This is a genomic window from Paraburkholderia bonniea, from assembly GCF_009455625.1.
GTDB classification, from domain to species: domain Bacteria; phylum Pseudomonadota; class Gammaproteobacteria; order Burkholderiales; family Burkholderiaceae; genus Paraburkholderia; species Paraburkholderia bonniea.
This window is the reverse complement of sequence record NZ_QPEQ01000002.1, coordinates 803,641-828,638: the sequence shown is the minus strand read 5'-3', so window position 1 is coordinate 828,638 and position 24,998 is coordinate 803,641. Positions and strand designations below refer to the sequence as shown.

At 57.4% G+C, this 24,998-nt stretch carries 22 protein-coding genes; 15 read left to right on the top strand and 7 right to left on the bottom strand.

Annotation, left to right across the window (positions count from 1 at the left end):
* Nucleotides 1-31: 31 nt before the first annotated feature.
* From acnA to GH656_RS17300, 7 genes are all read right to left on the bottom strand, one after another.
* A complete protein-coding gene (acnA, locus tag GH656_RS17330; RefSeq protein WP_153077263.1) occupies nt 32-2,749 on the bottom strand; it encodes an aconitate hydratase AcnA in 2,718 nt (905 codons plus the stop codon).
* Nucleotides 2,750-2,811: 62 nt separating this feature from the next.
* On the bottom strand, nt 2,812-4,263 hold the full coding sequence (locus tag GH656_RS17325) for a bifunctional 2-methylcitrate dehydratase/aconitate hydratase (protein WP_153077262.1): 1,452 nt from the start codon (nt 4,261-4,263) through the stop codon (nt 2,812-2,814).
* A gap of 26 nt (nt 4,264-4,289) precedes the next feature.
* Nucleotides 4,290-4,808, bottom strand: a complete 519-nt coding sequence (locus GH656_RS17320) for a hypothetical protein (RefSeq protein WP_153077261.1) — start codon at nt 4,806-4,808, stop codon at nt 4,290-4,292.
* 109 nt (nt 4,809-4,917) lie between these two features.
* Nucleotides 4,918-6,096 (bottom strand): bifunctional 2-methylcitrate synthase/citrate synthase, encoded by a 1,179-nt coding sequence (gene prpC / locus GH656_RS17315; RefSeq protein ID WP_153077260.1) that lies wholly within the window; start codon nt 6,094-6,096, stop codon nt 4,918-4,920.
* Complete coding sequence (gene prpB, locus GH656_RS17310) at nt 6,093-7,016, bottom strand: methylisocitrate lyase (RefSeq protein ID WP_153077259.1); 924 nt, start codon at nt 7,014-7,016, stop codon at nt 6,093-6,095. Before prpB ends, prpC begins: the two co-directional genes overlap by 4 nt.
* Nucleotides 7,013-8,029: an HpcH/HpaI aldolase/citrate lyase family protein gene (locus GH656_RS17305; RefSeq protein ID WP_153077258.1), complete on the bottom strand. Its 1,017-nt coding sequence runs from the start codon at nt 8,027-8,029 to the stop codon at nt 7,013-7,015. Before GH656_RS17305 ends, prpB begins: the two co-directional genes overlap by 4 nt.
* Nucleotides 8,030-8,289: 260 nt before the next feature.
* The gene (locus GH656_RS17300) at nt 8,290-9,273 is read right to left on the bottom strand and encodes a malate dehydrogenase (RefSeq protein ID WP_153077257.1); all 984 of its coding nucleotides are present in this window, start codon (nt 9,271-9,273) and stop codon (nt 8,290-8,292) included.
* Between the two features lie 352 nt (nt 9,274-9,625).
* Here GH656_RS17300 and GH656_RS17295 point away from each other — a divergent pair, with 352 nt between their 5' ends.
* From GH656_RS17295 to GH656_RS17225, 15 genes are all read left to right on the top strand, one after another.
* Nucleotides 9,626-10,414, top strand: coding sequence for a GntR family transcriptional regulator (locus GH656_RS17295; protein ID WP_153077256.1), 789 nt, complete (start codon nt 9,626-9,628; stop codon nt 10,412-10,414).
* A gap of 190 nt (nt 10,415-10,604) precedes the next feature.
* On the top strand, nt 10,605-11,018 hold the full coding sequence (sdhC, locus tag GH656_RS17290; protein WP_153077255.1) for a succinate dehydrogenase, cytochrome b556 subunit: 414 nt from the start codon (nt 10,605-10,607) through the stop codon (nt 11,016-11,018).
* 2 nt (nt 11,019-11,020) lie between these two features.
* Nucleotides 11,021-11,389: a succinate dehydrogenase, hydrophobic membrane anchor protein gene (gene sdhD, locus GH656_RS17285; protein ID WP_153077254.1), complete on the top strand. Its 369-nt coding sequence runs from the start codon at nt 11,021-11,023 to the stop codon at nt 11,387-11,389.
* Nucleotides 11,390-11,393: 4 nt separating this feature from the next.
* Nucleotides 11,394-13,169, top strand: a complete 1,776-nt coding sequence (gene sdhA, locus GH656_RS17280) for a succinate dehydrogenase flavoprotein subunit (RefSeq protein ID WP_153077253.1) — start codon at nt 11,394-11,396, stop codon at nt 13,167-13,169.
* A 23-nt stretch (nt 13,170-13,192) separates the two neighbouring features.
* Nucleotides 13,193-13,897 carry a succinate dehydrogenase iron-sulfur subunit gene (locus tag GH656_RS17275; protein WP_153077252.1) on the top strand — a complete coding sequence of 235 codons (705 nt, stop codon included), beginning with the start codon at nt 13,193-13,195 and terminating at the stop codon, nt 13,895-13,897.
* A 1-nt stretch (nt 13,898) separates the two neighbouring features.
* Entirely contained in the window at nt 13,899-14,171 is a 273-nt protein-coding gene (locus GH656_RS17270) for an FAD assembly factor SdhE (protein WP_153077251.1), read from the top strand.
* 84 nt (nt 14,172-14,255) lie between these two features.
* Entirely contained in the window at nt 14,256-15,557 is a 1,302-nt protein-coding gene (gene gltA, locus GH656_RS17265) for a citrate synthase (protein ID WP_153077250.1), read from the top strand.
* A gap of 499 nt (nt 15,558-16,056) precedes the next feature.
* Nucleotides 16,057-17,466 (top strand): 3-isopropylmalate dehydratase large subunit, encoded by a 1,410-nt coding sequence (leuC, locus tag GH656_RS17260; protein WP_153077249.1) that lies wholly within the window; start codon nt 16,057-16,059, stop codon nt 17,464-17,466.
* Nucleotides 17,467-17,471: 5 nt separating this feature from the next.
* Nucleotides 17,472-17,621: an entericidin A/B family lipoprotein gene (locus tag GH656_RS17255; RefSeq protein ID WP_153077248.1), complete on the top strand. Its 150-nt coding sequence runs from the start codon at nt 17,472-17,474 to the stop codon at nt 17,619-17,621.
* Nucleotides 17,622-17,699: 78 nt separating this feature from the next.
* Entirely contained in the window at nt 17,700-18,353 is a 654-nt protein-coding gene (gene leuD / locus GH656_RS17250; RefSeq protein ID WP_153077247.1) for a 3-isopropylmalate dehydratase small subunit, read from the top strand.
* Between the two features lie 32 nt (nt 18,354-18,385).
* The gene (leuB, locus tag GH656_RS17245) at nt 18,386-19,453 is read left to right on the top strand and encodes a 3-isopropylmalate dehydrogenase (RefSeq protein ID WP_153077246.1); all 1,068 of its coding nucleotides are present in this window, start codon (nt 18,386-18,388) and stop codon (nt 19,451-19,453) included.
* A gap of 311 nt (nt 19,454-19,764) precedes the next feature.
* Nucleotides 19,765-20,886: an aspartate-semialdehyde dehydrogenase gene (gene asd, locus GH656_RS17240; RefSeq protein ID WP_153077245.1), complete on the top strand. Its 1,122-nt coding sequence runs from the start codon at nt 19,765-19,767 to the stop codon at nt 20,884-20,886.
* Between the two features lie 145 nt (nt 20,887-21,031).
* Entirely contained in the window at nt 21,032-23,449 is a 2,418-nt protein-coding gene (locus GH656_RS17235) for a FimV/HubP family polar landmark protein (RefSeq protein WP_174769820.1), read from the top strand.
* Nucleotides 23,449-24,258, top strand: coding sequence for a tRNA pseudouridine(38-40) synthase TruA (truA, locus tag GH656_RS17230; protein WP_153077243.1), 810 nt, complete (start codon nt 23,449-23,451; stop codon nt 24,256-24,258). Before GH656_RS17235 ends, truA begins: the two co-directional genes overlap by 1 nt.
* Entirely contained in the window at nt 24,255-24,983 is a 729-nt protein-coding gene (locus tag GH656_RS17225; protein ID WP_153077242.1) for a phosphoribosylanthranilate isomerase, read from the top strand. Before truA ends, GH656_RS17225 begins: the two co-directional genes overlap by 4 nt.
* The last annotated feature ends 15 nt before the right edge of the window (nt 24,984-24,998 follow it).

Genomic DNA, 24,998 nt, shown 5'->3' with positions numbered 1-24,998 from the left:
AAAGCCAGACGCTAGCGGCTAACGCTAAACATCACGCCGCGAGCAATGAACGCAGCACAAACGGCAAGATGCCACCGTGCTTGTAGTAATCGACTTCAATAGGCGTATCAATGCGCAGCAAAACCTGCACACGTTGCGTCTTGCCATCCTTGCGGTGAATCACCAGCGTCACTTCCTGCTGCGGCTTGAAGTCATTGCCGAGGCCTTCGATGTCGTAGGTTTCTTCGCCGGTGATGTTCAGCGATTGCACGCTATCCAGCCCTTTGAACTGCAATGGCAGCACGCCCATCCCGACCAGATTGGAACGGTGAATCCGCTCGAAGCTGCGTGCGATCACAGCCTTGACGCCAAGCAACTGCGTGCCTTTAGCGGCCCAGTCGCGTGATGAGCCTGTGCCGTACTCTTCGCCCGCGAACACGACGGTTTGCGTGCCTGCATCAACGTACTTCATCGCGGCATCGTAAATCGATAGTTGTTCGCCGCTTGGCTGGTGAATCGTCAAGCCACCTTCAACACGTGAGCCATCGGCTTTCAGCGGGATCATCAAGTTCTTGATCCGTACGTTGGCGAACGTGCCGCGCATCATCACATCGTGATTGCCGCGCCGTGAACCGTAGCTGTTGAAGTCCGCTTTCTGCACGCCGTTGGCCTTGAGCCATTTGCCTGCTGGCGAGTCTTCCTTGATCGAACCGGCTGGGCTGATGTGGTCGGTGGTCACCGAATCACCGAAAATGCCGAGCGCCCGGGCACCGGTGACAGCCGCGATGCTGTCCGCCGGTTGCATCGAGAAATCCTTGCCGAAGAACGGTGGCTCAGCGATGTAGGTCGATTTTGGCCAGTCGTAGACTTGGCCGTCTTCGCCCTCGATCTTGCTCCACAGGTCGCCCTTTTTGGTCAGGTGCGCGTAGTTTTTACGGAATGCCTCAGGATCGAGCGCGAACTTCAGCAGCGCATTGACTTCGTCGCTGGTTGGCCAGATATCGCCGAGGTAGACGTCCTTGCCGCCCTTGCCTTTGCCCACTGGCTCGGTCATCAGGTCACGCGTGATATTGCCGGCGATGGCGTAGGCTACTACCAGCGGCGGCGAGGCGAGGAAGTTGGCGCGGATGTTCGGGTGAATCCGGGCTTCGAAGTTGCGGTTGCCCGACAGCACCGCAGCCGCGACGATGTCGTTTTTGACGATGGCGTCGTTCAACTCAGGCGTTAGATCGCCCGCGTTACCGATACAGGTCGTGCAGCCATACGCCGCTAGTGTGAAGCCCAGTTTGTCCAGGTATGGCAGCAAGCCCGTTTTGGTTAGGTACTCGGTGACGATGCGCGAGCCTGGTGCCAGCGAGGTCTTGATGTGCGGTGCGACGCTCAGCCCGGCTTCAACGGCTTTTTTGGCCAGCAGGCCAGCGGCGAGCAGCACGCTTGGGTTTGATGTGTTGGTACAAGAGGTGATGGCTGCGATCAGAATGTCGCCATTTTTCACGTCTACGCCGTTCGACGTGGTGTATTGCGCGTCGAGGTCAGCGGCTTTCTTGGCGAAACCATTTTCGCTAACCGGCTTCGAGAAGAGGTCGCCGAAGGTGGCTTTCACGTGGCCGATTTCAATCCGGTCTTGAGGACGTTTCGGGCCCGCCAGCGAAGGGGTGACCGAGCCGAGATCGAGTGTCACGACGGTCGTGTAGTCAATCTCGCCAGCCTTTGGAATGCCGAACAGTTTTTGCGCCTTGAAGTAGCTTTCGAACGCAGCGATTTCGGCATCGGTGCGGCCAGTGCCCTTGAAGTAATCAATGGTTTTTTCATCTACCGGGAAAAAGCCCATGGTTGCGCCGTATTCCGGTGCCATGTTGCCGATGGTTGCGCGGTCTGGTAGCGACAGCGATTTCGTGCCTTCGCCGAAGAATTCAACGAACTTGCCGACAACCTTTGCCTTGCGCAGCAGCTCGGTTACGGTTAGCACCAGATCGGTTGCCGTCACGCCTTCCCGAATCTTGCCTTTGAGCTCGACACCCACCACGTCAGGCGTGAGGAAATACACCGGCTGGCCGAGCATGCCTGCTTCGGCTTCAATGCCGCCCACTCCCCAGCCCACGACGCCGATGCCGTTAATCATCGTTGTGTGGCTGTCGGTGCCGACCAGCGTATCCGGGTAGTACACGGTGTCGCTGCCGTCGGCTTTCTTGTGCACGCCACGCGCCAGATATTCGAGGTTCACCTGGTGCACGATGCCCACACCTGGCGGCACGACCTTGAACGTATCGAAGGCTTGCATGCCCCATTTCATGAACTGGTAGCGCTCGTTATTGCGCTGGAATTCCAGCTTCATATTCAGATCGAGCGCGTCTTTCTGACGGAAGTAATCAATCTGCACCGAGTGATCGACCACCAGATCGACCGGCACCAGCGGCTCGATGGATTTAGGATTTTTGCCGGCGCGTTTGGCGACGCCGCGCATTGCCGCGATATCGGCCAGCAGCGGGACACCGGTGAAATCCTGCAACACCACGCGCGACACAACGAACGGGATTTCATCGACGCGCGCCGCGTTTGGCTTCCAGTTCGCCAGTTGCTGAATGTGTTCTTCGGCGATTTTTTTGCCGTCGTAATTACGCAGTACCGATTCCAGCACGATGCGGATGGATACCGGCAGGCGTTCGATCTTGACGTTCAGCGCCCGACCAAGCTGCGGCAATGAATAGAACTTGCCGGTACCGGAACCGCTGTCGAATTCTTTGAGTGTTTTGTGGAGGTTGTGGGCCATGATGTTTTCCCTTTTATGATCTTTGGGGCGTGGAGATGACACAAACAAGCTACATGCTTGCGCTAGATCACGTACAAATCGACGTATTCGTGAACTGGCATCGCTTCAAGCTTTGCCTGGTCCAGCGAAACATCGAGAATCGCCTGTTGCTGCTTCGATGGAAACCGGCGCGCCAGATTGGTGCGGAATTTCTCGACCAGCAATGGAATGCCATCGGCGCGACGGCGTTTGTGGCCTATCGGATATTCGACGATGACTTCATCGAAGACCGAGCCATCATTGAACTCGACCGTCAGCGCATTGGCGATCGAGCGTTTTTCCGGATCGTGATAGTCGCGCGTAAATTGCGCATCTTCGATGCATTCCATCTTGTCGCGCAGCGCGTCGATGCGGGGGTCTTGTGCAATCGCGTCTTCGTAATCAGCGGCGGTCAGACGGCCATGGATCAGCGGCACGGCGATCATGTACTGGAGGCAGTGATCGCGGTCCGCCGGGTTATTCAGCGGCCCTTTTTTGTCGATGATGCGAATCGCCGCTTCATGCGTGCGAATCGTGATCTTGCGGATATCCGCAGCCGAGCGGCCTGCTGCGCGTAGTGCGCCGTGCAGCGTCATGGCCGCTTCTACCGCAGTCTGCGAGTGGAATTCAGCCGGAAACGAAATTTTGAACAACACATTTTCCATCACATACGTGCCATACGGCCGCTGAAAAGCAAATGCCTTGCCGTTGAACAGCACGTCGTAAAAGCCCCATGTTTTCGCGCTGAGCACGGACGGATAGCCCATTTCGCCTGTTTTAGCGATGAGTGCGAGACGTACCCCGCGCGAGGTTGCATCGCCTGCTGCCCACGATTTGCGCGAACCCGTATTGGGTGCGTGACGGTAGGTGCGCAGTGCCTGACCATCAACAAACGACAGCGACACGGCATTGATTAATTCGTCGCGCGTGAGGCCGAGCATCTGGCCCACCACTGCCGTTGATGCGAGCTTGACCAGCAGCACGTGGTCCAGCCCGACTTTGTTAAACGAATTTTCCAGCGCGATACAGCCTTGAATTTCGTGCGCCTTGACCATGGCGACCAGCACGTCTTTCATCGTCAGAGGAGCTTTGCCCACTGCGGCGGCATTGCGTGAGAGCCAGTCGGCAGTGGCCAGGATGCCGCCGAGATTGTCCGACGGATGACCCCATTCAGCGGCCAGCCAGGTGTCGTTGAAATCCAGCCAGCGGATCATCGTGCCGATATTGAACGCGGCTTGCACTGGGTCAAGCTGAAAGGACGTCCCAGGCACCTTCGCACCGTGCGGCACGATCGTGCCTGGGACGATCGGCCCCATCAGCTTGGTGCAGGCCGGGTAGGTCAATGCTTCGAGTCCGCAGCCGAGCGTATCAATCAGGCAGTTGCGCGCGGTTTCCAGCGCGAGCTTGCTGTCGACGCCGTAGTGCAGAACGTAATCGACGATATCGACCAGAACGGAATCGGGTTCAGGCCGGACATTGGAGATCGGTGCGGACATCGAGGCTTCCTGAAAAAAAAGTGAAATTACTGGCCGGTTTTGTCGATGGCGTTCGATTGCGTCGGGGCTGGCGCGCCTTGTTGCATGGCGGCTGTTTGGCATTCGTCTGCCAGACGGGCGCTGTCTTTATCGGAGAACAGCATGGCCTTGGTTGGGATGACAACCAGATCCATTCCGCTTGCGGCGTCGTGGAAGCGGTCTGCACCCGTGGTGGTTGCCTGGCGTGGCAAGTGGTAGTTCTTGTTGCCCCAATGCACGGTGACGATCTGGTCACGCTTCATATCGCCTTTCAGCTCGAATGCGAGACCGTCCTTGCAGGACCATTTTTCTGCGCCTTCCGGTACTGGATCAAGCGCGGCGGCTTTGGCGGGATTGGCTTTGCGCTTGATGAGGCGCTTTTTGGGGGCCGGTGCCTTGGGGGCGGCCTTTTTGGCAGCGGCTTTGGCCGGTGCTGTCGTTGCCGTTTGCGCAAACGCGCCAGGTGCGGCGACGAGCATCGTCGTGGACAGGGCGCCAGTCAGGGCGACGATCAACAGTTTTTTCATGTAAAGACCTCTATTGGAGATAAATGAAACCGGGTAATGCGTGGTTGGCATGGGCGGCATAACAGTGAAGCGCAAGCTGTTTATCTACCCCTGAAGCGGGCAGCGGGCGCTATTTTCGCTTATTTAATGGCACGAACTTTAAATTGTCCGGGCCGGTGTAATGCGCGCTGGGCCGGATGATCTTGTTGTCGATGCGCTGCTCGATGACGTGCGCGCTCCAGCCAGCAGTGCGGGCTATCACAAACAACGGTGTGAACATCGCAGTAGGCACGCCCATCTGGTGATACGACACCGCGCTAAACCAGTCGAGATTCGGGAACATCTTTTTGGCGTCCCACATCACCTGTTCGAGTCGTTCTGCAATACCGAACAGTTTCAGATTGCCCGCTTCTTTGGATAGTGTGCGCGCCACTTCCTTGATGATCTTGTTGCGCGGATCGGCGATGGTATAGACCGGATGACCGAAACCGATCACGACTTCCTTGTTGTCGACCCGGCGGCGGATATCGGCTTCGGCTTCGTCGGGGCTGTTGTAGCGCGACTGGATGTCGAACGCGACTTCGTTGGCACCGCCGTGCTTCGGGCCGCGCAGCGCACCGATTGCGCCGGTGATGGCCGAGTACATGTCCGAGCCCGTGCCAGCGATGACGCGACCGGTGAACGTGGACGCGTTGAATTCATGTTCGGCGTAGAGATTGAGCGAGGTATGCATGGCTTGGACCCAGGATTTCGCGGGTGCGGTGCCGTGCAGCAAATGCAGAAAATGGCCGCCAATCGAGTCGTCGTCAGTTTCGACCTCAATGCGCCGGCCGTTATGCGAATAGTGATACCAGTACAGCAGCATTGAACCGAGCGAGGCGATCAGCCGGTCGGCGATGTCGCGTGCGCCGGGCAGGCTGTGATCGTCTTTCTCGGGCAGGATCGTGCCGAGCACTGATACACCAGTGCGCATCACGTCCATTGGGTGAGCCGATGCGGGAAGCCATTCGAGCGCGGCTTTCAGATTGGCAGGCAGGCCGCGGAGCGATTTCAGCCGGGTTTTATACGCGCGCAGCTCGGTGGCGGTGGGCAAGGTTTCGTGGATCAGCAGATAGGCGATCTCTTCGAACTCGCAGGTGCTGGCGATATCGAGAATGTCGTAGCCGCGATAGTGCAAATCGTTCCCGGTTTTGCCAACGGTGCACAGCGCGGTGTTGCCCGCCGTTACACCGGAGAGTGCGACGGACTTTTTTGGCTTGAAACCACTGGCACCCTGGGCGCTAGTGATTGCGGGTGTCGTATCGCTCATTTCCGCTCATCTCCTGTCAAGGCTGCTGACGTTTTCTGGTTGAACAGCGCGTCGAGCTTTTGCTCGTAAGCGTGATAGCCGATGCTGTCGTAGAGCTCAGCGCGGGTCTGCATGGTATCGAGCACGGCTTGCTGTGTGCCGTCGCGGCGGATTGCGTGATAGACGTTTTCGGCCGCACGGTTCATCGCGCGAAATGCTGAGAGCGGGTACAGCACCAGTGACACATCCGCGCTGCGCAATTCATCGACGGTGAACAGCGGAGTCGAGCCGAACTCGGTGATATTGGCGAGGATCGGCACGCGCACGGCCTGGGAGAAGTGCCGGTACATGGCGAGTTCGGTCATGGCTTCAGGAAAAATCATGTCCGCACCCGCTTCGACGCACGCGGCAGCGCGGTCGATAGCAGCTTGCAGACCATCAACCGCCAGTGCATCCGTGCGCGCCATGATGACGAACTCGGGATCGGTGCGTGCATCGACTGCGGCCTTGATGCGATCCACCATTTCCGCCAGCGTCACAATCGCCTTGCCTGGCCGGTGGCCGCAGCGTTTGGCACCTACCTGGTCTTCGATATGCATAGCGCCTGCACCGGCTTTGGTTAGTGCCTTGACGGTCCGCGCGATATTGAACGCCGAGGGCCCGAAGCCTGTATCGACATCGACCAGCAACGGCAGATCGCAGACATCGGTAATCCTGCGCACATCGGTCAGCACATCATCGAGGGTCGAGATACCCAGATCTGGCAAGCCGAGCGAGCCTGCCGCGACCCCGCCTCCTGAAACATACAGCGCCTTGAAACCCGCTCGTTGTGCCAGCAGCGCATGGTTAGCGTTGATCGTGCCGACGACCTGTAACGGATTTTCAGAGGCAACCGCTGCGCGAAATGCCGCGCCAGCGGAAGAGGGCTTCGTCAGGGTCATGAGGTGGTGGTCCCGGTCAGGAGGGTCGTGGTGAAGAAGCGTGTGGTTTCGTCCGGCACGGTGCGGCCTGCCGTGTGCGCGCGGCGCAGGACTGACCAGTAATAGCGATAGCTGGCGCGGTCGTGCAAGGTATCGCGGTGGCGTGTTGGGCCCCATTGAGCGGATTGTGCCGCTAGCAAAATTTCGGCGGCGAGGGTGATTTCTTCGTCGCGCGGCGCAAATGCCGCGACGATGGCGGGCACTTGTGCTGGATGAATGCTCCACATCCGCGTATAGCCGAACGTATCGCGGGCGCGGGCCGCGTCGCTGGCCACGACGTTGAGATCGCGGACCTCGGTGGTGACGTTGTGCGATGGGGTTTTGCCATGCGCATGGCAAGCAGCGGAGAGGTTGAGCTTGGCGCGGGCGACCAGCGGATGGTCAAACTGGCCTGGCGAGCGCATCGCGCTGTCAGGAATCGCGCCGTGGTGCGCTGAGACAAAATCCATCAGGCCGAAACTGAGCGCTTCGACACCGGGCAGTGCGGCGAGCTCGAATACGTGTGCTAGCGCGCCATGGGTTTCAATCAGCACCTGCAAGGCAATGGGCTGAGCAAGACCCAGTTCTCTCCGGGTGGCCTCGATGAACGCGCACATCTCAGCCGCGTCAGGAACGCAGCCAATTTTAGGCAAGGTGATGTACGCCGGAGGGGATTTGGCAGCACGCAAAATCGTGCGCACGTCGTCGCGCCAGTGTGGGTGATGAAAATCGTGGATGCGCACACCGACGCGCCCAAACGCATCGTGCTCACTGCCCAGCAGCGAAGCGACTTGTTCCGCGTGTTCGGTTTCGTGGCCGACTTGCGCGCCATCTTCGCAATCGAGCGTGACATCAAATACCGGACCGAGCTGTTGCTGAAGCGCGAGCGATTTCAGCATTAGCTTTTCGCTGCCAGCGTAGTGATCGCAGGCCGGCAGAATGCGGGGCGGCGCTTCGCCGTCAAACAGCACTTCGGCGGGAGTGAGGGCGCGCATTTTCAGCGTCAGGTCAGAAAGGAGAGTAGGGGAATCTGACTGGAGTGCGTTCTGCATGATCGCGTGGCTTGGCGCACGGATCTGGCTGCCAGGCAAAACGTACTCGAATCAGTTTTAGTTTCAGTGGCACACGGAGCCGGAGTGCGGGGCGGGCGCTTCATGTGTGCTATCGCAGGTGAAGCAAGCCGTGTGCCGCCGCGCACGAAAAATAACCGGAATCCGCCAGTGGCCGACGGGATTCCGGTTTTTGGCACGCCGCGTTAGCCCAACAGATGCTGGACGCCGTCGCGCTCTTCGAGCAGCTCGTTCAGCGTGTGATCCATTTTTTCACGGGAGAACGCGTCGATCTCGAGTCCTTCCACGCGCTTGTACTCGCCGTTTTCGCAGGTGACGGGCACGCCGTAGACGATATCGGCGGGAATGCCATACGAGCCATCTGACGGAATGCCCATCGTGACCCACTTGCCATTCGAACCCAGCACCCAGTCGTGCACATGATCTATGGCGGCGTTAGCTGCGGAAGCCGCTGACGACAGGCCGCGCGCTTCGATGATTGCCGCGCCGCGTTTGCCGACGGTGGGGATGAACGTATTGCGATTCCATTCGTCATCGTTGATGAGCTTGGTCAGCGATTGACCTTCAACGGTGGCAACGCGGAAATCGGGATACATGGTGGGCGAGTGGTTGCCCCAGACCGCGAGTTTTTCGATTGCAGCGACGGGTTTGCCCGATTTGGCAGCCAGTTGTGACAGCGCGCGGTTGTGATCGAGGCGCAGCATTGCGGTGAAGTTTTTCTTCGGCAGATCAGGGGCCGACTTCATGGCGATGTAGGCGTTGGTGTTAGCCGGATTGCCGACTACCAGCACGCGGACGTCGCGGCTGGCGACTTCGTTCAGTGCCTTGCCCTGGACGGTGAAAATTTCAGCGTTGGCTGACAGCAGATCTTTGCGCTCCATGCCTTTCGAGCGGGGACGGGCACCGACCAGGAGTGCGACGTCTGCATCTTTGAATGCCACTTTGGGATCGTCGGTGACCACTACGCCAGCAAGCAGTGGGAACGCGCAGTCTTCAAGCTCCATGACGACGCCTTTGACGGCTGCTTGCGCTTGCGGCAAGTCAAGAAGTTGCAAGATGACCGGCTGGTCTTTGCCGAGCATGTCGCCGTTGGCGATGCGAAACAGCAGTGAGTAACCGATTTGACCTGCGGCGCCGGTGACGGCAACGCGCTTTGCGGGCTTAGCCATTGAGAAATCTCCGAGACAATACGTGGGACGCTAGGAAAAACGCCATTCTATCTGTGCGTTACGCGTAGCGTTGGTGAAATACGGCGGAATTTGCCGCATGCAGCGCGCTGAAAGGATGCGTTGGCACGGGTGTTTGACAGGATAACGGACAGACATGACGTGAGGCGCGATGCCTAAAAGCGGACGATAAATCTGCAAAAAAATAGGGCCAAAAAACCGCGGACCCTTGCTTGCGAAGGAGTGTAGGAGTCGTCGCAGACAAAGTCAACATTATCTTATGTCTTATATAAGACATAAGTCATGGCGGGGAAAATTCTGGACTCGGGGTTGTGCTTCATGATGAAATGCGCGGATGACTTCCAACCCAGCGGGCATCACACATCCGTCAGACGCAGCAGGCGAATCCACGCCTGCTCCTGCGGTTTCACCCACATTTAGCCCGTTGTACCAGCAGATCAAAGGGCTCATCACACAAAGTCTTGAATCGGGTGAATGGAAGCCTGGCGAGATGATTCCCAGCGAAGTCGAACTGGCGGCTCGTTATAAAGTCAGTCAGGGCACAGTGCGCAAAGCCATTGACGAACTCGCTGCAGAAAACCTGCTGGTGCGCCGTCAGGGCAAAGGAACATTTGTTGCGACGCACAATGAAGACCGCGCGCAATTCCGCTTTTTACGCCTGCTCGCTGATGATGGCGACGAACACCCGCACATCAGTCATCTGCTTGAGTGCCGCCGTCTGCGCGCCCCGGCAGAAATCGCTCGCCAGCTTGAACTGAAGCCCGCTGACCCGGTGGTGTTGATTAAACGCTTGCTGCAGTTCGACGGCGAAACCACGGTTCTCGATGAAATCTGGCTGCCAGGCAGTGTCTTTCGTGGCTTGACGCTTGAGCGCCTCGCGGACTACAAAGGCCCGCTGTACGCAATGTTTGAAACCGAATTTGGCACGCGGATGATTCGCGCGTCAGAGAAAATCCGTGCAGTTGCAGCAGACCCTGCGGTTGCCGCTCATCTACATGTGGCGCCGGGGTTTCCGTTGCTGTCAGTAGAGCGAATTTCTTATACCTATGGTGACCGGCCAGTTGAGGTGCGCCGCGGCTGGTATGTGACGACTGGATACCATTATCAGAATGATCTGAGCTAAAAGCGGATTGAGTCGATGCATGGCACATCGCCGCTGTGGCGTGGTTGCGGCGTTTGCTGGCGGGCGGAAAGCCATGCGAAAGCTACATTGTTGCGTGTTTTGGAGAAGGTTTGGGCGGCATTTCGCTGCAACGCGGTATAAAAAAGCGCTAAAATTGCGGATTAGTGTTATCACATAGTAGGGGTCTAGTATGGCTGAAGCCGTAAAAAAACCGAGGCCGGAGTACCGGAACATCGGTATCGGTCAAATATTGACGGCATACCGCCTTCCTCTCGCGGGGCGCGTGTCAATTTTGCATCGAGTGAGTGGTGCGTTGTTGTTCCTGTCCCTGCCGTTTGCGCTGTATCTCTTCGAGCAAAGCCTGACATCAGAACTCAGCTTCGAAATGTTCAAGGCGCTTCTTTCCGGTATCTACGTCAAGCTCTTCACGCTCGTTCTGGCGTGGGCCTTTCTGTTTCACTTTTGCGCCGGTGTCCGTCACCTTGTGATGGATACGCACATTGGCGTAACAAAGAAAGGCGGCAAATTAACTTCAGTCATCGTTTTGGTCGTCTCATCATTTCTCACGATCGCGTTCGCAGCAAAACTATTCGGAGCATTTTAAAAATGGCAGCTAATAACCGAATCGGTTCGAAGCGCCTGGTTGTCGGCGCGCACTATGGTCTGCGCGACTGGCTCGCGCAACGTGTGACGGCCGCCATCATGGCGATTTACACCGTGATTTTGCTGGTGTGGTTTTTTAAGGCGAAGGCGTTTTCTTACGACGGCTGGGCCTCGATTTTTGCAACCGAGTGGATGAAGCTGGCCACGCTCGTGACGCTGCTCGCGCTGTTCTATCACGCGTGGGTTGGTGTGCGCGATATCTGGATGGATTACGTGAAGCCCGCTAGCTTGCGCCTGATCCTTCAGGCACTGACTATCGTCTGGTTGCTCGCTTGTGCGGGCTACGCTGCGCAGATTCTCTGGAGAGTTTAAAAGCATGGCTGCAATCAAAAATACTCTGCCGCGTCGCCGTTTTGATGTGGTGATCGTTGGTGCGGGCGGCTCCGGAATGCGCGCCTCGTTGCAACTGGCGCGTGCGGGCCTGTCGGTCTGCGTGCTGTCCAAGGTGTTCCCGACGCGTTCGCATACGGTCGCGGCACAAGGCGGCATTGGCGCATCGCTCGGCAATATGAGCGAAGACAACTGGCACTACCACTTTTACGACACGATCAAGGGTTCCGACTGGCTTGGTGACCAGGACGCGATCGAATTCATGTGCCGCGAAGCGCCTAATGCGGTGTATGAACTTGAACACTTTGGTATGCCATTTGACCGCAATGCCGACGGCACGATTTATCAGCGCCCGTTTGGTGGTCACACTGCGAATTACGGTGAAAAATCAGTGCAACGTGCCTGCGCAGCAGCTGACCGTACCGGCCACGCACTGTTGCACACGCTGTATCAGCAAAACGTAGCGGCAAAAACGCAGTTTTTCGTTGAGTGGATGGCGCTCGATCTGATCCGCGATGCGGATGGCGATGTGCTCGGCGTTACCGCGCTCGAAATGGAAACCGGCGAGGTTTATATCCTCGAAGGCAAGACAACACTCTTTGCTACTGGTGGTGCGGGCCGCATTTTTGCCGCTTCGACCAATGCCTTCATCAATACGGGCGATGGCTTGGGTATGGCAGCCCGTTCGGGCATTGCGCTGCAGGATATGGAGTTCTGGCAGTTTCACCCAACTGGCGTAGCCGGTGCGGGCGTGCTGATTACAGAAGGTGTGCGTGGCGAAGGCGGTATTTTGCGCAACTCGGATGGCGAGCGTTTCATGGAACGCTACGCGCCGACGCTGAAGGATCTGGCTCCACGCGATTTCGTCTCCCGCTCAATGGACCAGGAAATCAAGGAAGGGCGTGGCGTGGGTCCAAACAAGGATCACGTGCTGCTTGATCTGTCGCATATCGGTGCAGACATCATCATGAAGCGCCTGCCGTCGATTCGGGAAATCGCGCTGAAGTTTGCGAATGTCGACTGCATCAGGGAACCGATTCCGGTCGTGCCAACTATCCATTATCAGATGGGTGGTATTCCGACCAATATCCATGGTCAGGTGGTGGGAACCTCGAAGGGCCATGAAGACCCAGTCAACGGTTTTTATGCTGTGGGCGAATGCTCATGTGTTTCGGTGCACGGGGCGAACCGGCTTGGTACGAACTCGTTGCTTGATCTAGTGGTGTTTGGCCGCGCAGCGGGCAACCACATCGTCAAGCACGTGAAAGACATCAAGGAGCACAAACCGCTGCCGGCGGATGCTGCCGATTTCTCTCTGGCGCGCCTCGACAAGCTGGAAAAATCATCGTCTGGCGAATACACCCAACGCGTCGCCGACGATATCCGTTCGTCGATGCAGGCGCATGCGGGCGTGTTTCGCACGTCAAAGCTGCTGGCCGATGGCGTGGAGAAAATCCGCGAACTGGCTGAGCGCGTCGAAGATATTCATCTGAAAGACAAGTCGAAGGTATTTAACACCGCGCGCGTCGAAGCACTGGAGCTGGCGAATTTGATCGAGGTGGCACGCGCCACCATGGTCTCTGCCGAGGCTCGCAAGGAAAGCCGTGGTGCGCATGCGCAAAGCGACTTCGACCACCGCGATGACGAAAACTGGCTGCGCCATACGTTGTGGTTCAGCGAAGGGGATCGCCTCGACTACAAGCCGGTGCATATGCAACCGCTGACCGTCGAATCGGTGCCGCCAAAAGAGCGGACCTTCTAAGGCACACGTCAAAGGATATTGAAATGGCTACGCGAATTTTTGAAATTTACCGCTACGATCCAGACAAGGACGCTGCGCCCCGCATGCAAACCTACGAGATCGAGATCGACTCGCATGAACGTATGTTGCTGGATGCGCTTCTCAAACTGAAAGCAGTTGATGAAACCTTGTCGTTCCGTCGCTCATGCCGTGAAGGCGTGTGTGGTTCGGACGCGATGAACATCAACGGCAAGAATGGTCTGGCTTGCCTGACCAATCTCAACGACTTGCCACATAAGATCGTGCTGCGTCCACTGCCTGGCTTGCCGGTGGTGCGTGACCTGATCTGCGATTTCACGCAGTTCTTCAACCAGTATCACTCGATCCGCCCGTATCTCATCAACGACACGCCGCCGCCGGAAAAAGAGCGTTTGCAGTCGCCTGAAGAGCGCGATGAACTGGATGGCCTGTACGAGTGCATTTTGTGCGCGAGTTGCTCGACGTCTTGCCCGAGTTTCTGGTGGAATCCAGACAAATTTGTCGGCCCGGCTGGTTTGCTGCAGGCATACCGCTTTATCGCGGATAGCCGGGATGAAGCGACGGGTGAGCGTCTGGATAACCTTGAAGATCCGTACCGTCTGTTCCGCTGCCATACGATCATGAACTGCGTCGATGTGTGCCCGAAGGGCCTCAATCCGACCAAGGCGATTGGCAAGATCAAGGAATTGATGGTTCGCCGTGCGATCTGAGATGGACACTGATCCACATCAGTCGGACCCTCTTCGCCGTGCGCGCCTTCGCTGGCGTGCACGGCGTGGCCTGCTGGAAAACGATCTTATTTTCGAGCGTTTTTTCAGCCGATATGAGCATGACCTCAGCAATGCAGATGTGGGCGCGCTTACGCGCCTGCTTGAACTGAGCGATAACGACCTGATGGATTTGCTGCTGGCGCGTACCGAGCCAGAAGATGAACTAGCTGATCCGGATGTCACGCGAGTGCTGGCCCTGCTAAGAGCGGTTTAATGCCGTTTCGGAGGTTGCCAGATTCTGTGCGTGAGGCGTGCTGATTATCGCCCCCTATATTCCTACTTCGATTGAGGATGTGCTATGACCCCGTCAGATGTTAAAGCCACACTATCGTTCAGTGATAACTCACCGAGCGTTGAAATGCCGATCTACAAAGGCACGCTTGGTCCGGATGTGATCGACATCCGCAAGCTGTATGGCCAGACTGGCAAGTTCACTTATGACCCGGGCTTCATGTCGACGGCGGCGTGCAATTCGGCGATTACTTATATTGACGGCGATAAGGGTGAGCTGCTGTACCGCGGTTACCCGATTGATAACCTTGCTCAAAACGCAGATTTTCTCGAAACCTGCTTTTTGCTGCTGAAGGGCGAGTTGCCCAATCAGGCGCAAAAGAAAGAGTTCGTTGATACGGTGACGAAGCACACGATGGTGCACGAGCAGATGCACTTTTTCTTCCGTGGCTTCCGTCGTGATGCGCATCCGATGGCGATTCTGGTGGCTGCTGTGGGCGCGCTGTCAGCGTTCTATCACGACTCGCTCGACATCAATAATCCGCGTCACCGCGACGTGTCGGCGATTCGCATGATCGCCAAGCTGCCGACGCTGGTGGCGATGGCCTACAAATACAGCACGGGTCAGCCGTTCGCTTATCCGAAGAATGATCTGTCGTATAGCGCGAACTTCATGCACATGATGTTTTCGAACCCGTGTGAAGAATACAAAATCAATGACGTGCTGGTGCGTGCGTTGGACCGCATTCTGATTTTGCATGCTGACCATGAACAAAATGCTTCCACGTCTACTGTGCGGCTGGCGGGTTCATCGGGTGCCAACCCGTTTGCCTGTATTGCTGCCGGGATTGCATGCCTGTGGGGGCCAGCGCATGGCGGCGCGAATGAAGCAGCGCTGAACATGCTGGAAGAAATCGGCACAGTCGACAACATTCCTGAGTTTATCCGGCAGGTGAAGGACAAAAACTCGGGCGTGAAGCTGATGGGTTTTGGCCATCGCGTGTACAAAAACTACGATCCGCGTGCGAAGCTGATGCGCGAAACGTGCCATGAAGTGCTCGAAGAACTGGGCCTGCATGACGATCCGCTGTTCAAGCTGGCGATGGCGCTTGAAAAAATCGCGCTGGAAGACGAATACTTCGTATCGCGCAAGCTGTATCCGAATGTCGATTTTTACTCTGGTATCGTGCAGCGCGCGCTGGGCATTCCTACTTCAATGTTCACCTGCATCTTTGCGATGGCCCGGACAGTCGGCTGGATTGCACAGTGGAACGAGATGATTGCTGATCCTGAGCAAAAAATTGGCCGCCCGCGTCAACTGTTCGTTGGTGAGATGCCGCGTCAGGCCAAGCCGCTGGCACAGCGCTAGGCTTCTGCCGGGCCCCACAGACTGGTGCAGCGGTGAGTGAGGGCTTGGTGCCTTGTTCTAGTTGTCTCGCTAGCCTCTTTTGCTGCTGGCACCGCTGATATATGACTGATGGCAAGCCGGTAGTTTTAGCTAAGTTTTGAAACGAATGTCCTGGCGGGTTGAACTACGCGCCAGGGCATTTTTTTATCCGGTGTGACGCATAGAAGAGGTACATGAAGCGTAAATTCACCGCTGATTCTTGCCCGCGCAGTGTTGGCGGGCGAGTGTTATCTGGCTACGTTCTCCTGCCAAAAAGAAGGGTGCTCGGGGTCTCACCTGCTGGCGTTGAATTTCATCTATTCCACTTTCCGGGTAACACTAGTACAGGTATTGGAACTACCACCCAACTCCATGTTTTTTATCGGTTTTTTGGGAATATGGGCGCAAAAAAAAGATGTCACGTGGCATAATCGGCCGCATACAAATTGCCCGTAGTGGTAACTACTTTTCCCTGCATACCATGGCTAAAACGCTCTACGACAAACTGTGGGACACCCATGTGGTCCACACCGAAGAAGATGGCACGACGCTGCTTTATATCGACCGCCATTTGCTGCATGAAGTCACCAGCCCCCAGGCGTTCGAAGGCCTGAGGCTTGCACAGCGTCCGGTGTGGCGTGTTAGTGCGAATCTTGCCGTTTCCGACCACAACGTACCGACCACCGACCGCAGCCATGGCATTGCCGATCCGGTTTCCCGGCTTCAGGTGGATACGCTCGATGCCAACTGTGATGCTGCGGGTATTACGCAGTTCAAGATGAATGACCTGCGTCAGGGCATTGTTCACATCATTGGGCCTGAGCAGGGTGCGACGTTGCCTGGCATGACGATCGTCTGTGGTGATTCCCATACCTCCACTCATGGCGCGTTCGGCGCGCTGGCGCATGGCATTGGTACCTCGGAAGTCGAACACGTGCTGGCCACGCAAACGCTGCTGCAAAAAAAGAGCAAAAACATGCTGGTGCGGGTCGAAGGGCCGCTGCCGCGCGGCTGCACCGCAAAAGACATCGTGCTGGCCATCATCGGCAAGATCGGCACGGCCGGTGGTACTGGTTATGCGATTGAATTTGGCGGCTCGACTATTCGTGCGTTGTCGATGGAAGGACGCATGACGGTTTGCAACATGGCCATCGAGGCGGGTGCTCGTGCTGGCATGGTTGCCGTGGATGACACCACCATTCATTACCTGAAAGACCGGCCGTTCTCGCCCGAAGGCGTTGAGTGGCAGCATGCGGTCGAATACTGGAAGCAGTTCAAGTCAGATGAAGGTGCGGCGTTTGATCGCGTAGTCGAACTGAATGCAGCAGAGATCGTGCCGCAGGTTACGTGGGGTACGTCACCCGAAATGGTGACTTCGATTGATGGCCGCGTGCCTGACCCTGAGCGTGAAAAAGATCCGGTGAAACGAGACGCGATGGAACGTGCGTTGCGTTATATGGCGTTGACGCCAAACCTGGCCATCGAGTCCATCCAGCTCGACAAGATTTTCATCGGCTCGTGTACGAATGCCCGGATTGAAGATCTGCGTGCTGCAGCTTACGTGGTGCAGAAGCTGGGCCGCCGGATAGCGCCGAATATCCGGCTGGCGATGGTTGTACCGGGTTCTGGTCTGGTGAAGGCGCAAGCCGAGCGCGAGGGGCTCGACAAGGTTTTTCTCGGCGCAGGGTTTGAATGGCGTGAGCCAGGCTGTTCGATGTGTCTGGCGATGAATGCCGATCAACTGGAGCCGGGTGAGCGCTGCGCATCGACCTCAAACCGCAATTTTGAAGGGCGGCAAGGCGCGGGTGGCCGGACTCATCTCGTGAGCCCTGCCATGGCTGCCGCAGCGGCGATCGAGGGGCATTTCGTCGATATTCGCCAACTGGGGTGATCCGGATGAAGCACTTCAGTCTTCCTGCGTTACTGCGCGGCCTTGGGTTCGGAGTGCTGGCCGTGGTGCTGGCTGGATTAGCGGGTTGCAACACAGTGCATGGTTTTGGCCGTGATTTGCAGCACCTCGGCAGTTCGATCAGTAACAAGACATAAATTACGGTTTTCGATTTTTGTCGGCGAGCGTTTTCACTTCAAAGCGCCGCGACCGACTTTGAACAGGTATCAGACGTCATGGATAAATTCATCGTACACACCGGCCTGGTAGCACCGCTCGATCGTGAAAACGTCGACACCGATGCCATCATTCCGAAGCAGTTTCTGAAATCAATCAAGCGCACCGGCTTTGGTCCAAATGCGTTTGACGAGTGGCGTTATCTCGATCATGGCGAGCCTGGTCAGGACAATTCGAAGCGCCCGCTCAATCCTGATTTCGTGCTGAACCAGCCGCGTTATCAAGGTGCGTCGATCTTGCTGGCACGCAAGAATTTCGGTTGTGGCAGTTCGCGTGAGCATGCGCCCTGGGCGTTGCAGCAATATGGCTTCCGCGCGCTGATCGCGCCGAGTTTCGCGGATATTTTCTACAACAACTGTTTCAAGAATGGCGTGTTACCGATTGTGCTGACTGAGCAGCAAGTCGATCATTTATTCACGGAAACCAATGCCTTTATCGGGTTTCAGCTGACTATTGATCTTGACGCGCAAGTGGTTCGCACTACCAGTGGCAGTGCTGAATACCCGTTTGAAGTGGCGGCCTTCCGTAAATATTGTTTGCTGAACGGTTTCGACGATATTGGCCTTACGCTGCGTTACGCGGACAAAATCCGTCAATTCGAAGCGGAGCGTCTGGTGAAGCAGCCATGGCTTAACCATCGCATTGCTGACTAAAGCGTTTGAAACATATCTCCAGGGAAATTCGCATGAAAATCGCAGTGTTGCCGGGCGACGGCATTGGTCCAGAAATCATTAAAGAAGCCGTAAAGGTGCTGAACGCGCTGGACGAAAAATTCGAACTTGAAGAAGCGCCGGTTGGCGGTGCGGGATATGAAGCTAGTGGGCATCCGCTGCCTGATGCAACGCTAGCACTGGCAAAGGCTGCGGATGCGATTCTGTTTGGCGCAGTGGGTGACTGGAAATACGATTCGCTGGAGCGCGCGCTGCGCCCGGAACAGGCCATCCTGGGTTTGCGTCGGCATTTGCAGCTGTTCGCCAATTTCCGTCCGGCGATCTGCTATCCGCAACTAACAGGCGCTTCATCTCTCAAGCCCGAAATTGTTTCCGGGCTGGATATCCTGATCGTGCGTGAGTTGAACGGCGACATTTATTTTGGCGCGCCACGTGGCGTGCGCGAGGCACCAGACGGCCTGTTCAAGGGCGAAAAAGAGGGCTTCGACACGATGCGTTATGCCGAGCCTGAAGTGCGCCGGATTGCACATGTGGCGTTTCAGGCGGCACAAAAGCGGGACAAAAAGCTGACCTCGGTTGACAAGGCGAATGTGCTCGAAACCTCGCAATTCTGGAAAGACGTGATGATCGACGTCGCCAAAGAATACCCAGAGGTTGAGCTGTCGCATATGTATGTCGATAACGCCGCGATGCAGCTGGTGAAAGCGCCGAAATCGTTCGATGTGATTGTCACGGGCAATATGTTTGGCGATATCTTGTCCGACGAAGCCGCGATGCTGACTGGTTCGATTGGCATGCTGCCATCGGCCTCGCTCGATAAAAACAACAAGGGCTTGTATGAGCCGTCGCACGGTTCGGCCCCTGATATCGCAGGCAAGGGCGTGGCTAATCCGTTGGCCACTATTTTGTCGGCAGCGATGATGCTGCGTTATTCGCTGAATCGCGCTGAGCAGGCTCAACGTATTGAAAATGCGCTGCAGCAAGTGCTGGAACAGGGCTATCGCACGGGCGATATCCTGACGCCAGGTTGCCAGCAGGTTGGCACGGTGGCGATGGGCGATGCCGTGGTTGCGGCGCTGTAACTGGCGGGTCGCATTCTGTACCGAATATGAGCGAATCGCCCCTAATTCCGGGTAATTCGCTCATAAACTGGCAGCCAGGCTGTCAAAACAGGGTTTTCGTGTAGACTGCCGGGATGGCGAAAATTTCTCTTATTTCTTTGGTTTCAGGTGCTCACGGCGATACGGCCCGTGCCACTGAACTCGCTATTTCCATCAAAACGATTACCCCGAAAACGATCACACGCTGATCGTCCGCCGTGCCCGCCTGTCTTCCCCGCGCGGTCACGCCGGGCAAAGTAGCGGGGAAGTGTCCACTCGAAGGGTATGAAGTCATGAACGTAGGTCTCGTGGGTTGGCGCGGTATGGTCGGCAGCGTCCTGATGCAACGCATGCAGCAGGAAGGTGATTTCGATCTGATCGAACCGGTGTTTTTCAGCACCAGCAATACGGGCGGTGACGCACCAGCGTTCGCTAAAAACGAGACCCGGCTTAAAGATGCGACCAGCATTGATGAGCTGAAAAAATGCGACGCGATTATTTCCTGCCAGGGTGGCGACTACACCAGCGCGGTGTTTCCAAAGTTGCGCGCGGCTGGCTGGAACGGTTACTGGATCGACGCGGCATCATCGCTGCGGATGCAGGACGATGCAGTCATCATCCTTGACCCGGTTAACCACGATGTAATCAAAAACGCGCTGGTTAAAGGGCAAAAGAATTTCATCGGTGGCAATTGCACCGTTAGCCTGATGTTGATGGCGCTGGGCGGTTTGTTCCGCGAAAATCTCGTCGACTGGATTACGGCCATGACCTACCAGGCGGCCTCTGGTGCGGGTGCGCAAAACATGCGTGAGCTGCTTCAGCAAATGGGCACGTTGTATGGCGCGGCGAAGGAAGATCTGGCTGATCCATCATCGGCCATTCTCGATATCGACCGGCGTGTGCTGGCCGCGATGAATAGCGAGCGCATGCCGTCTGAGCACTTTGGCGTGCCGTTGGCCGGATCGCTGATTCCCTGGATCGACAAGGATCTCGGCAATGGCATGTCGAAGGAAGAATGGAAAGGCGGTGCGGAAACCAACAAGATTCTCGGCAAGCCAGCTATGGGCGAACCAGGTTCGATACCGGTCGACGGCCTCTGCGTGCGAATTGGTGCAATGCGCTGCCATTCCCAGGCACTCACGATCAAGCTAAAAAAGAATGTGCCGCTTGATGAAGTGAACAGCATCCTTGCGTCTGCTAACGACTGGGTCAAGGTTGTGCCGAATGAGCGTGAAGCCACCATGCGTGATCTTTCGCCTGCGGTTGTTACCGGAACACTCACGGTGCCAGTCGGCCGTGTGCGCAAGCTGGCGATGGGCGGTGAGTATCTTTCGGCGTTCACGGTGGGTGACCAGCTATTGTGGGGCGCGGCTGAACCATTGCGTCGCATGCTGCGCATCTTGCTGGACAAGTAAAGTAAACTACGCGGTTACGGCGTATAGAGTAGAAAACCAAAAGCGTCGCGTTTTTCGCGGCGCTTTTTTTATGTGCCCGATAATCCTGTCTCCCCCTCTATCCCATTGCAAACAAGGGCTGCACGCTAGCGCGCCAAGGATTTCGATGACTGTTCGACCCATTTTCTTTCAACTGACTTCCGGCCGTCGTATCGGTGGTTTGGCTGCGACATTATTCACTGCCTGCTTAATTACCGGAACGGGTGCAGTTCATGCGCAAGCGGGGGCCGCTGCGGCCACTGCCACGGCCACGCACTCGCTGGTAACTCATTATCAAATCGGTGAAGGGGAGTCGCTGAACGATGCGGCGATGATTATTACCCAGTCGACTGATCCCGCTGTTCTGTTGCGCGCCTCGCAGGCATTGTTTGAGGCGAATCCTAAAGCGTTTATGAAGGGTGACCTGAATCGCGTGAAGATCGGCGCGGTGTTGCAGGTGCCGCCGCTTGATGCGTCAGGCCGGGCAGTCGTGGCGAGTGGAGAGAAAAAGAAGGCGAGCAGCGTAAACGCGAAAACGCGTGCAAGCACCGCCACCGCAGCGGCAGCGCAGGGCGGATCTGCTACGGCGGCTACGGCTGCCGCTGCCGCACATAACGATGCAGGCGCAGCTAAGCGTGTCGCAGAGGTTCATCACGCTAGTGCCTCGATGGCCACAAGTCCCGCGCCTGAAGCCGCAGTGAGCGTGCCGAAGCTCGTTTGGCCTCCTGTGGCAGCCGTCTTTGCGCCAGCCGCGCAAGGTGCTTCGGCGGCTGTTGGCGCAACCGCTGGCCATGCTGTTTCAGCGAGTGCGTCTGTGGCAGCGCAACCGGCTTTGGCTTCCTCAGCCGCTCACGTGGGGCGCGCGCCCTCGGCTCTGGGCGCGCCGTCAGTTCCATCAGCGCATCAAGCCGCTCCAGCCCAGCCAGCAACGGGTGCCCATATCTGGAGCGGTGCGGTGCGTCCACTCTCTGGCGCTATTGGTGCTACTGGTGCTAGTGACGCAAGCGGACCCGATGCAGCCAGCGTGGCCGAGACGAATGCCGCCGCCATGGCTGCTAGCGTGACTGCCCCGGCTTCTGTTCCTGCTCCTGTGCCAGCGGTATTAGCATCAAGCGTGCCGGGGTCTGGCGTTGCCAAGTCTGCTCCAGCGAAGGTGTCCAGTCTTCAGCAACTGCTTGAATTAAAAAATCGCGTGTTGATGGAGCTGCAAAAGCACGGTATCGGCACGAAGAAACCGGTGGCAGCTTCTGCGCTGGCGGCTTCCGCCGCCGCACCTGTTCTTGCGGTTCCCGCAATGCCTGCGGCGCGGCACATGATTGGTCCATTTGACATCTCGAAAATCGACCTGCGCTTAGCGTTGCTTGCGGTAGTGGTGAGTGTGGCGCTGGTGCTGTTGCTCGTGGGTTTGCTGTTGCGCCGTCGCAATCGGGCCGCGCTTGCGCGCCAGGCAGCGGCAGATTCGACGCTCACAACTGAAACTGAACACGAGGTGGTTGGGCTGCCGGTTACCGCTGCGGAGGCGTTGCATGCTTCGGTGCCAGATGCGGGTGTTTCTGCCGTTGCAGGCAGCGCTAACGATAGGGACGGCGAGCCTGAGTTTCCTGTTACTCCTGATCGGCAGAATGAACCTACGTGGCCCGGGCCCGGCGACGTTGCGCACGATTCTGCTCTTGAGACAGGCCGCCATGTTGCTGCCGTTGAGCCGGAGCCGGCGTTGCCTGTGAGGGTGTTTCCGCTGGATGACGTTGAGCCAGCGGATCAGGGCGTGGCAAAGTCCCTCGAAGCGCATGAAGCGTCAGCGGATCATGAGCAGCCAGATACCTTATCGGCCGATGAATCACCTGAGCCCGTCGTGGCTTCCGCTATGCATGACGACGCATCGCTGGCAGCCGTGCCGTCTAGTGACGCTGAGGCTGTTGATGAGGCTGATGAGCTTGCCGCCGATGACGCTGATGACATGGAACCAGCGCCTGCTGCTGAGACCTCGCCGCATGCAGTAGCCCCGATGGGACTCCCTCTCGCTGTTCTTGATGCGCTAGGCAGCCTCAACATGCCGTTGCCGCCGCGCGCGCCGCTGGCCTCAGGCGAGATGGCAACCGATAGCGATGACAGCGCCGATACCGACGGCACACATCACGTGGCTGCGGCGCAAGACGAAACACCCGCGGCACCTCATTCTGGCGAAGCCGCTGTTTCATTCAGCGAGCCTGTTGCGGCGGAACCTCCTGCATCAGTGCCGGAACCAGAGCCCGTTACTCAAGCGCTACCACCTGCGGTAGCTGGCTTGGGCGCGGCACGTTTTGGCGTGCTCAATCTCGATTTTGATCTTGAATTGCCAGCCGGTTCAGCGGATGTCCTGCCTGCGTTTAGCGCGGCAGATCTGTCGAAAATCGCGCGCAACAAACTGGATCTCGCTGCCGAATACGTTGAGCTTGGCGATTTGGCGGGTGCTCGCGCGCTGATCTACGAAGTCATCGAATCGAACGATGTGCCCACGCGCGAAGACGCCTACGCGTTGCTAGCGACGCTTGAGCCGCACGCGTAATGCGTATCGCATTTGGCGTTCAGTACGATGGCCGTCCGTTTCGCGGCTGGCAGTCTCAGCGCGACGGCGGCACGGTGCAAGATGAGCTGGAGCGTGCGCTGTGCGCCTTCGCGCAGACGCCGTTGAAGACAATCGTCGCGGGGCGCACCGATACCGGCGTGCATGGCTTGGGTCAGGTGGTTCATATTGATACTGAGCTTGAGCGCACTGAGTTTTCCTGGGTGCGTGGCACCAACACCTTTTTGCCTGAGACGATTGCCGTGCAGTGGGCCAAGCCTATGCCTGAGCCGTTTCACGCCCGGTTCTCTGCATTCGAGCGCACCTATTTCTACGTGCTGCACGTCAGCGCGGTGCGCTCGGCGATGCTGGCGGGGCTGTCTGGCTGGGTGCATACGCCGTTAGATCTCGATGCGATGCGCGCGGCGGCCGCTTGTCTGATTGGCGAGCATGATTTTTCAGCCTTTCGTTCGTCCCAATGTCAGGCCAAAACGCCGGTCAAGCAGATGCATCAAATTGATATCCGCCAGCAGGGCAGCTTTATCCATTTTCGTTTCCGGGCGAATGCGTTTTTGCATCACATGGTGCGTAATCTGATGGGCTGTCTGGTCGCAGTTGGCCGTGGGCGCTATCCGGTCGAGTGGCTTTCCGAGGTGCTGGCGAGCCGCGAGCGGCATCTCGCGGCTCCGACGTTTATGCCTGATGGCCTGTATCTAGCTCAGGTCGGCTATCCTGAAAAATTCGCGGTTCCCGCTGCTACGCTCGCAAGCGTGCCGTGGGGCGTGGTCTGGAGCGATCCTGCAACATCATGAGTCAGCATTTCACTTCTCCAGCGGATGGCCATTCCGCTAACCCTGCTCATCCGGCCTCCGCTGCGCCGTCGCTGCGCCGCACCAGGATCAAGCTGTGCGGTTTGTCGAAGCCCGCTGACGTGGCCTGTGCGGCTGAACTTGGCGCGGACGCGATTGGTCTCGTGTTCTACCCGCCCAGCCCACGTGCTCTTAGCGTGGCTCAGGCGCTTGAACTGGTGCGCGAGGTGCCCCCCTTTATTGCGCTGGTGGGGCTTTTTGTGAATGCGGCACCTGCATGGATTCGAGAAGTGACGGCAGCGATTCCGTTGAACGTATTGCAGTTTCATGGCGATGAAACGCCGGAGCAATGCGCGTCGCTTGCACACCAGGCCGGTTTGCCCTGGTTGCGCGCGTTACGCGTCGCGGCCGATACCCGGCAAGCTGATTTGCTAGAATCCGCGCTTAACTATTCAGCTGCCAGCGGCCTTTTGTTCGATACCCATGTCGAAGGCTATGGCGGCGGCGGGAAGGTCTTCGATTGGTCACTTATTCCAGCAGAACTCGCGCCTCGGGCCGTTTTGAGTGGTGGGTTGAACGCGCAAAACGTCAGTGAAGCCATTCATCGTGTGCGCCCGTATGCGGTCGATGTCTCCAGCGGCATCGAACTGGCGGGTGCGAAGGGCGTGAAAGATCACGCCCGGATGGCAGCATTTGTGCGCGCGGTGCGCGCCGCAGATGCGGATTAATTCTGGCGAAACCGC

Bases quoted from the DNA above. Each gene is read 5' to 3' on its own strand.
- acnA (WP_153077263.1), bottom strand. From the start codon at position 2,749: ATGGCCCACAACCTCCACAAAACACTCAAAGAATTCGACAGCGGTTCC.
- GH656_RS17325 (WP_153077262.1), bottom strand. From the start codon at position 4,263: ATGTCCGCACCGATCTCCAATGTCCGGCCTGAACCCGATTCCGTTCTG.
- GH656_RS17320 (WP_153077261.1), bottom strand. From the start codon at position 4,808: ATGAAAAAACTGTTGATCGTCGCCCTGACTGGCGCCCTGTCCACGACG.
- prpC (WP_153077260.1), bottom strand. From the start codon at position 6,096: ATGAGCGATACGACACCCGCAATCACTAGCGCCCAGGGTGCCAGTGGT.
- prpB (WP_153077259.1), bottom strand. From the start codon at position 7,016: ATGACCCTGACGAAGCCCTCTTCCGCTGGCGCGGCATTTCGCGCAGCG.
- GH656_RS17305 (WP_153077258.1), bottom strand. From the start codon at position 8,029: ATGCGCGCCCTCACTCCCGCCGAAGTGCTGTTTGACGGCGAAGCGCCG.
- GH656_RS17300 (WP_153077257.1), bottom strand. From the start codon at position 9,273: ATGGCTAAGCCCGCAAAGCGCGTTGCCGTCACCGGCGCCGCAGGTCAA.
- GH656_RS17295 (WP_153077256.1), top strand. From the start codon at position 9,626: ATGACTTCCAACCCAGCGGGCATCACACATCCGTCAGACGCAGCAGGC.
- sdhC (WP_153077255.1), top strand. From the start codon at position 10,605: ATGGCTGAAGCCGTAAAAAAACCGAGGCCGGAGTACCGGAACATCGGT.
- sdhD (WP_153077254.1), top strand. From the start codon at position 11,021: ATGGCAGCTAATAACCGAATCGGTTCGAAGCGCCTGGTTGTCGGCGCG.
- sdhA (WP_153077253.1), top strand. From the start codon at position 11,394: ATGGCTGCAATCAAAAATACTCTGCCGCGTCGCCGTTTTGATGTGGTG.
- GH656_RS17275 (WP_153077252.1), top strand. From the start codon at position 13,193: ATGGCTACGCGAATTTTTGAAATTTACCGCTACGATCCAGACAAGGAC.
- GH656_RS17270 (WP_153077251.1), top strand. From the start codon at position 13,899: ATGGACACTGATCCACATCAGTCGGACCCTCTTCGCCGTGCGCGCCTT.
- gltA (WP_153077250.1), top strand. From the start codon at position 14,256: ATGACCCCGTCAGATGTTAAAGCCACACTATCGTTCAGTGATAACTCA.
- leuC (WP_153077249.1), top strand. From the start codon at position 16,057: ATGGCTAAAACGCTCTACGACAAACTGTGGGACACCCATGTGGTCCAC.
- GH656_RS17255 (WP_153077248.1), top strand. From the start codon at position 17,472: ATGAAGCACTTCAGTCTTCCTGCGTTACTGCGCGGCCTTGGGTTCGGA.
- leuD (WP_153077247.1), top strand. From the start codon at position 17,700: ATGGATAAATTCATCGTACACACCGGCCTGGTAGCACCGCTCGATCGT.
- leuB (WP_153077246.1), top strand. From the start codon at position 18,386: ATGAAAATCGCAGTGTTGCCGGGCGACGGCATTGGTCCAGAAATCATT.
- asd (WP_153077245.1), top strand. From the start codon at position 19,765: ATGAACGTAGGTCTCGTGGGTTGGCGCGGTATGGTCGGCAGCGTCCTG.
- GH656_RS17235 (WP_174769820.1), top strand. From the start codon at position 21,032: ATGACTGTTCGACCCATTTTCTTTCAACTGACTTCCGGCCGTCGTATC.
- truA (WP_153077243.1), top strand. From the start codon at position 23,449: ATGCGTATCGCATTTGGCGTTCAGTACGATGGCCGTCCGTTTCGCGGC.
- GH656_RS17225 (WP_153077242.1), top strand. From the start codon at position 24,255: ATGAGTCAGCATTTCACTTCTCCAGCGGATGGCCATTCCGCTAACCCT.